This is a genomic window from Cupriavidus sp. CuC1 (genome assembly GCF_044627735.1).
GTDB classification, from domain to species: Bacteria; Pseudomonadota; Gammaproteobacteria; order Burkholderiales; family Burkholderiaceae; genus Cupriavidus; species Cupriavidus ulmosensis.
Genome location: NZ_JBIUHC010000124.1, coordinates 22,572 through 30,014 on the forward strand (window position 1 = coordinate 22,572; position 7,443 = coordinate 30,014).

The window sequence follows — 7,443 nt, forward strand, 5'->3', positions numbered from 1 at the left end:
TCTGCCAAGCCGCGACATCAGGTGAATGGCTGCAGTGGCCGGATTCTGTTGAAATTGCTACCGCTTCGACCGATATCGAAGCCGCCTTTTCCGCCGACGCAGGCGCGCTGGATCTCGTGCTCAAGGTTATCGGTTCGACCAAGCAATCGATCCGCGTCTCCGCCTACACCCTTAATTTTCGCACCTGTAGCGAAGGCGCTGCTGGAAGCACGCTCGCGCGGCGTGGATGTTAGGAACGATCCTTCATGCTGGTGAGCCATCTGCACGAAGATCATTGCCCACACGAAACAAATGTAATCTTCTGTTAATGCCGCGCGCCGCAGCCCTGCTTTGAGAACTGAAGCGTCCTTCCGCTTTGGTACGATCCCGCTCTTTCCGCCAGCGCCCCGCCACTGTGAATCGCCGATATGCATCGTTGTTTTGTGAGCATTGCGCACGCTGGCTCGCCCGCGTGCAACCGCTGGCCGCCGCCGGCAGCACGATAACCGGACTCGTTTTCAACAGCGCGCTGCGCCGCCTTCGCCACCCGACGCGACGCGGCATCGCGCTGACGCTCGCCGCATTGCCAGCGCTCTTCCTGCTGTACGTGCTGGCGCTCGTGCCGTTTACGCCGGGCATCGGCGACATCCGCAAAGCCCGCGTTGATCGGCCAGCGTTGATCGTGTCGGCCGACGGCAAACTGCTCCAGGAGTTCAAACCGGTCAATCGCGAGTGGGTGTCGCTCAGGCAGATCTCGCCGTACATGGTGGATGCATTGATCGCGACCGAAGACCGCCGCTTCTACGAGCATCATGGCATCGACTGGAAGCGCACCGCGTCGGCGGCGCTGCATACGTTCTCCGGCGACCGGCAAGGTGGCTCGACGATCACGCAGCAGCTCGCGCGCAACCTGTATCCCGACGAAATCGGCCGCGCGCCGACCCTCACGCGCAAGCTCAGGGAAGCGATCACGGCGTTCAAAATCGAAGCCGTGTACAGCAAGGATCAGATCCTCGAGACGTACCTGAACACGGTGCCGTTTCTGTACAACGCCTATGGCGTGGAAATGGCCGCGCGCACCTACTTCGGCAAATCGGCCGGTCAGCTTGACGTTCTTGAGAGCGCGACGCTCGTCGGCATGTTGAAGGCCAACAGCGCCTACAACCCTGTGCTCAATCCCGAGCGCGCGTTGCAGCGGCGAAACACAGTGCTCGGGCAGATGAACAAGTACGGGAAGCTCAAGCCCGATGCCTACATTTGGTCGAAGCGACAACCGCTCAACGTCGATTTCGAGTTGCAGACCGCGCCACCGGGCGCCGCGCCGCATTTTTCAGCGCAATTGCGCAAGTGGCTGATCGCATGGGCCGATCGCAACGGCTACAACATCTATACCGACGGGCTGGTCGTGCGCACGACCATCGATTCGCGTCTGCAGGCAATGGCGACGCAGGCGATGGACTGGCAGACGAACCAGTTGCAATGGATCGCGAACGGCGCATGGAACGAACGCACGGGCTGCTGGCCGGGCAACGAGCTGTTCCGGACATTCATCCGGCAGACGCCCGACTACCGCGCCGCACGCGATGCTGGCCAATCGGATCAGGCCGCGCTCAGGAAGCTCGGCACGAACCCCACGTTCGTCCGCGCGCTCTGCCGGAGCAAGACGCAGATCCAGGCGGGTTTTGTCGCGATCGATCCGCGCAACGGAGATATCAAGGCATGGGTCGGCAGCCGCGACTTCAGTGACGAACCGTTCGATCACGTGCAGCAGGCCCGGCGTCAGCCGGGTTCGACGTTCAAGCCGTTCGTCTACGGCGCGGCCTTCGCGGACGGCGCGCGGCCGAGCGATACGATCGTAGACCGGAACGTCGCCATTCCACTGACAGGGCATGCGATCTGGCGGCCTACCGACGCGGAACCGCCCACTGGCCGACCGATGACGCTGCGCGACGCGCTAGTGTATTCGCGCAACCGCGTCACCGCTCAGCTCATGCAAAAGGAACGCCCCGAGAAGGTCGCACGGCTCGCGTACGCAATGGGTGTGCGCGCGAGTCCGCTCGAAGCGGTGCCGTCGCTCGCGCTCGGCACGAGTCCGGTTACGCTCAAGGAAATGGTCTCGGCATACACCACGATCGCGAACCGGGGCGCCTATATCGAACCGCGCATGGTCACGCGCATCGAGGATCACGACGGCAAGGTGCTCGCCGAATTCGCGAGCGCATCGCCGGAACAGGCGCTGCCCGCCGGCGCAGCGCAAACGCTCGTCGACGTGATGCGCGACGTAGTTGGCCGGGGCACCGGCGCGGGCATCCGGACGCGCTTCGGGATTCGCGCCGACGTGGCCGGCAAGACGGGCACGACGCAGGACAACACGGATAGCTGGTTCATCCTGATGCATGCGCAACTGGTCGCGGGCGCGTGGGTGGGTTTCGACGATGGACGTGTGACGCTCGGCAACTATTGGGGCGAGGGCGCGCACAGCGCCCTGCCGATGGTGGGCGCGTTCTACGACATGGCGCTGCGCGCGAGAGTCATCGATCCGGACGCGCAGCTAGGCCCCGAGGCCCGGCCTCCTCGCACGGTTCATGAGCGACGGCATCGACGCTTCCTCTTCTGGAGGTTCTGATGTCGGCGCTGGCGGACGCGACATTTGCATTCGCCGGATCCGCCGACGCCTCATCGCAATCCGAGCCGGTCCATAGTCGGTATGTCAACGTTCTCCGCTGTTCCGCTGTTCCGCTGTTCCGCTGTTCCGCTGCTACGCCGCGGAGATCTGACGGATGGCTGTCTCAAAGCGTTGCCTGGCGCCCGGGCATCCTGGTAACCCGGGAAACTCCGTTTCCCCCAGCGGTCCCGCTTCGCAGACATGATTCACGCAGCATTGCACCAGATCCTGGACACTGCCTTGCCAGTCACTGGCTGTCTTGAGAGTGCTCTCGATTAGTGCAGTCATGTCCTCTGCCGTCCATGACTGCGCCCATGCCCCAGGAAAGGCGGCAATCGGCTGGCGAAGATAGAGATCAGTGTGGTTGCCGCTGCAGCCGGCACCAAAGTACCTCGCCAGATTCTTGCGCAGACGAGCGACGGCGCCCCCTTCATGGCCGCCGTAGAAGAAAAGCTTCTTGCCTGCGGCGGCCGCGAAGCCCATCTCTGCTAGCGTGCCCCGGCTCCCGCCGAAGACGACCAGGACGTCAGGTGTGACCCCATTTATCACGTTGCGCACGTTATGAGGAGCCCCTGTGTGCAGGAGCAAATGAGACGAGGAAGGCCATTCCCAGTCAACGCGCTCAGCCGGCAGGACGCCTACCGCACGCGCCACTGCAGATGTGTCCTGTGCCGCGAGCGCGCCTTGAACGGTTGCGTTCTTAACCTCACCGTCGTCCCGGTCGCCACCTCCGGTAAGCAGGATGCATCCCGCTTGGGCAACGGCACGGCCGAACTCTTGCGCCGCTACTTTCTGATTGGCGCCGCCAATAGCCCCGATAATGACTCGCCGTTCATCCACGACGCGTCCCCCCAGAAAACTGTGTCGGCAGAGCACAGAAAGCCATTCGCCTAAAGCCACCGCGACACATCTCGACTTTACCCGGACCGGCAATGCGTCCGCGCACGGATGTCCTGGAGAGCGGTCATAAGTCCGGCCAGGAACGGCAATGCGCAGACGCCACTCGGAGGCGATGCTTGCGAACCGAATTGCCGCTGGTTTCCGGGCGGATGTAAGCCGTGGTCCCGATCTGGTCCCTGTGGCAAGGCTACGTTGCAGCGCACACACGCGATTGCATCCGCATGCAGCAATCAAGCGTATAAATGAAGCAGGTGGACATGCCACCGCTAGGAGACAAACCATGAAATTCATGATGACCTTCCACTGGGCGCCGGATACCCAACAGCGAGCCGAAGCGATCGCGCGCTTTCAGCGCAGCGGCGGGCTCCCGCCTGATGGCGTCCGGTTGGTGGGCAGGTGGACCCGCGCCGATCTGGGGGCAGGGTTTGATCTGCTTGAAACAGACGATATGCAGAAACTCACCGAGTTCGCCTATCAGTGGAGCGATCTGATGGAGCTGGAGATCACGCCCGTGCTTGATGACGCCGAGCTGGGCGAGGTCTTTGGGCGCGTCGTGAAGTAAATTGCTCAACGCACATTCGACATCGACACTATTCGACATGAACACAACCGGGCGCGCTCGCAACCACGACCTGCGGCGCCGCGCGATTTTCGCAGCCGGGCCGGGCCGCTGGCGACGGACGATCCTGGCCTTGCTCGTTGTGCTGATCGGCTATGCCACTGCTGATCTCTTCTGGCCGTTGCATCGTGACCTCAGCCGCTTCGATCCGATTGCGACGGGGACACTCGAAACGAGGATGTGGCGCTCATACTATGACCGCCAACACGTCCCGCTCTTTCTTGAACTGGCGCAGACTCTGCGCACGCAGTATCGCCTGCCGTGGCTAAGGTCGTACGTCGGCGCTTACTACGGCGCATCGGCCGCATTCACGTTCAAGGAAGGCAAGGAGCGCAGCGATTACGCTAAAGCGTTGCCCGCACTGCAAACCTACTTCAGCCTGATCCGCAACACGGGCAACCGCGACTTCGATGTCGCGCGCACCGCCACGCTCGAACTGGAATGGTGGATCGTGCACCGGCAGCGTGAACGCTATGCGCCCGGCGCGTTGGCCAGCGCGTGCGCCGAAGCTGCGGCATCGCTGTACATGGTGTCCGCGAACTCAACACTGGAGCACGGGCGGTTGCGCGCGCAGGCGATGCTCCTTCGCGACGATCGAGAAGGCGCAGGCAGCGTCACCGACGCCGATTGGGCGAGCATCGAATCGCTATTGCACCGGAGTTATCTGTCTCTTGGCCACGCCGTTTCATCGACGAACACCGCCGCTAGCGCGCCATGAGCGATGCGCCGGCCGGCCTGAGAGGTCGTTTTGATCAAGCATCGCTTCATGTGGCCACCTCGACGAAACGCCACGTCTTCCTGATGCGCCTGGCCCTTGGCGACCATGTGCATTAATGCGATGGCGCCCGGCAGGATGCGCTATTCAACCGATCGCTTATTGCGACAGATCCGTGTCCTGCGTCGCACGGCACGACTACAATACTTCGACGCCGCGCCAGGGAACCTTCGACTCGCCCGCTTACGACGAGGATGCCCGCCCTGAGCCGCTGTACAGCCGGAGGTGTGCGATGAGGTTTCTTCTGCAAGCCGCCGTACTCGCCTTGAGTGCGGCGTCGTTTAACAGCTTTGCCGATCCTATCCGAGACCTGCCGGCGCTGAATATCGACATCAAGGAAACTTCGGTCTCGGGCATATCCTCGGGCGGATTCATGGCGGTGCAGCTTGCGGTCGCGTACTCGTCCATCATCAAGGGAGCAGGCATCGTTGCGGCCGGCCCATACTACTGTTCGCAGGGAAGCAGGGTTACCGCTACCACCAAATGCTCGTGCACTGCCGAACCCGCTTTATCGTGTGCGGTCACGGCCGCGAGTACCGATGTGCCTGGACTGATTTCAACCACGCAATCGTTCTTCGCCAACCATCTTATCGACGATCCGGCAAACATCGCCCACCAGCGCGTGATGACTTTCGTCGGGCGCGAAGATCACACAGTGCCGCCGATGGTGGTGAAGCAACTGGAGGAGTTCTACAGCGCCGCTGGATTGCCACAGGCAAACCTTTTGCGTTTCGTACAAAAAAATGCCGGTCATACCATGCCGACAGTGAGTTTCGGCGGGGCCTGTGGTGTCTCGGAGTCGCCGTTCATTGGGAGGTGCGGCTTTGACGGCGCGAAGGAGATCCTGAGCTGGATCTATGGCCCCACTTCCCTGAAGCCGGCGGTCGAAGACCGCGACCTTGAGAGGAAGTACATCCAATTCGACCAGAGCCCCTTCATTCCTAGAGAAGGACTTAACGGCTTACTTTGGCGCAATGGCATGGATAGCACTGGCTGGGTCTACATGCCAGATAGCTGCAGGAATGGCGCGCGTTGTCGGCTGCACATTGTGCTGCACGGATGCAAGCAGGGGCAAGACTATTTACCCCTGACGCCGCCACCAGGCGGTGGGCTCTTCAACGGAACGACCTTTGTCAAGCACACTGGCTATGCCCGGTGGGCTGAGAGCAACCAGATTGTGGTCCTTTTTCCCCAGGCCATCTCCATTCCTAACGATAATCCGAATGGATGCTGGGACTGGTGGGGGTTCACCAATGAACACTTTGCCGATAACAAGGGGTTTCAGATGCGCGCCATTCGTGCCATGATTGATCGGCTAACATCAGGCCACGGCCACTAGCGCCCTGGATTTCTTCCGTCTGCATCTACGGGGGCACGAGCCCCTCCGGCGCGTCGATAGCCGACGCTTTGGCGGATAGGGGCGCGGACGGCCTCCTCATGGCTGTTGTCAGCCTTCGTCGGCACCACGCTAGCCGGAAAAGTCGAGTAGCCGGCGCGGAACTGCGCGGTCGTCTATGATCCCGTAGGGGCGATAACGCTGAGCGCTAAGGCGGACAAGGCGGGCAGGGCTATTTGGATGGAAGGCTTAAAAGCGCGCGAGCCTGCGTTACCGTTGCCACGGGGCGCCCAAATTCCGCGCAAAGACCTGCGACTTGAGATACCAGCGCGGCATTGGACGGTGCCAGCGTATCTTTGTCCAAGCGCACGTTGTCCTCAAGCCCGGTACGGCAATGTCCGCCAAGTTCGAGTGACCAGCGTGCCATCGTGAGCTGGTCGCGGCCGATACCTGCTCCGGTCCAGGTGGCATCGGGCGCAAGACGATGCAGCGTGCGCGCGTAGAACTCGAGCACCTCGCGATCCACAGGCATGGCGTTCTTGATGCCCATGACAAACTGGATATGCAGGGGGCCGTCGATCTTGCCGGCCTTCTGCATGGCCACCGCCTGAAAGATCATGGACAGGTCGAACGCCTCGACTTCTGGCTTGATGCCGTAAGCCTTCATTTCCGCGGCTAGCCAGTCGACAAGATCGGGCGGATTGTCGTAGACGCGGGTCGGAAAGTTGACGGAGCCGGTCGCCAGCGACGCCATGTCGGGCGCCAGGTGAAGCATCGCCCCCCGCTCCCTGCCCGCCCCGGAGCGGCCTCCCGTGGACACCTGGGTGATCATGCCGGGTGCGTACTTGCGGATGCCTTCCAGCACACGGGCAAAGCGATCGGGATCCGACGAGGGCGTTTCGTCGTCATTGCGTACATGCAGATGTACAAGCGTGGCACCAGCTTCGAACGCGGCCTGCGTCGATTCCACTTGCTCGCTGACCGTGATTGGCACGGCGGGGTTGTCCTTCTTGCGCGGCAATGAACCTGTGATTGCCACGGAAATGATGCATGGATTGTTCATGATGAATCTCCAGATGGGAGCGTACGGCACCTAGTACTACTGTGTTAACAACTACTCGGTTTTCCGACCGCAGCACGGGCACCGTTCAAGGCGGGCAAGCAGTGCG

Annotated in this window: 7 protein-coding genes; 4 read left to right on the top strand and 3 right to left on the bottom strand. The window is 61.9% G+C overall.

Features of this window, described 5'->3' with window-relative positions; genetic code table 11:
- Positions 1-17 precede the first annotated feature (17 nt).
- Positions 18-437 carry a hypothetical protein gene (locus ACGLHR_RS37435; RefSeq protein WP_400100372.1) on the bottom strand — a complete coding sequence of 140 codons (420 nt, stop codon included), beginning with the start codon at positions 435-437 and terminating at the stop codon, positions 18-20.
- On the opposite strand from ACGLHR_RS37435, the gene ACGLHR_RS37440 reads away from it, so the two are divergent.
- The gene (locus ACGLHR_RS37440) at positions 416-2,605 is read left to right on the top strand and encodes a penicillin-binding protein 1A (protein WP_400100360.1); all 2,190 of its coding nucleotides are present in this window, start codon (positions 416-418) and stop codon (positions 2,603-2,605) included. The two genes, ACGLHR_RS37435 and ACGLHR_RS37440, sit on opposite strands and share 22 nt — an antisense overlap.
- Positions 2,606-2,737: 132 nt before the next feature.
- Here ACGLHR_RS37440 and ACGLHR_RS37445 read toward each other — a convergent pair whose 3' ends face one another.
- A complete protein-coding gene (locus ACGLHR_RS37445; protein ID WP_400100362.1) occupies positions 2,738-3,484 on the bottom strand; it encodes a hypothetical protein in 747 nt (248 codons plus the stop codon).
- A 340-nt stretch (positions 3,485-3,824) separates the two neighbouring features.
- Here ACGLHR_RS37445 and ACGLHR_RS37450 point away from each other — a divergent pair, with 340 nt between their 5' ends.
- From ACGLHR_RS37450 to ACGLHR_RS37460, 3 genes are all read left to right on the top strand, one after another.
- Positions 3,825-4,106: a DUF3303 domain-containing protein gene (locus tag ACGLHR_RS37450; RefSeq protein WP_400100364.1), complete on the top strand. Its 282-nt coding sequence runs from the start codon at positions 3,825-3,827 to the stop codon at positions 4,104-4,106.
- 37 nt (positions 4,107-4,143) lie between these two features.
- Positions 4,144-4,881, top strand: coding sequence for a hypothetical protein (locus ACGLHR_RS37455; RefSeq protein WP_400100366.1), 738 nt, complete (start codon positions 4,144-4,146; stop codon positions 4,879-4,881).
- A gap of 289 nt (positions 4,882-5,170) precedes the next feature.
- Entirely contained in the window at positions 5,171-6,277 is a 1,107-nt protein-coding gene (locus ACGLHR_RS37460; protein WP_400100368.1) for a poly(3-hydroxybutyrate) depolymerase, read from the top strand.
- Between the two features lie 229 nt (positions 6,278-6,506).
- Here the strand turns inward: ACGLHR_RS37460 and ACGLHR_RS37465 are convergent, their stop codons facing one another.
- Positions 6,507-7,337, bottom strand: a complete 831-nt coding sequence (locus ACGLHR_RS37465) for a 3-keto-5-aminohexanoate cleavage protein (protein ID WP_400100370.1) — start codon at positions 7,335-7,337, stop codon at positions 6,507-6,509.
- Between the last annotated feature and the right edge of the window lie 106 nt (positions 7,338-7,443).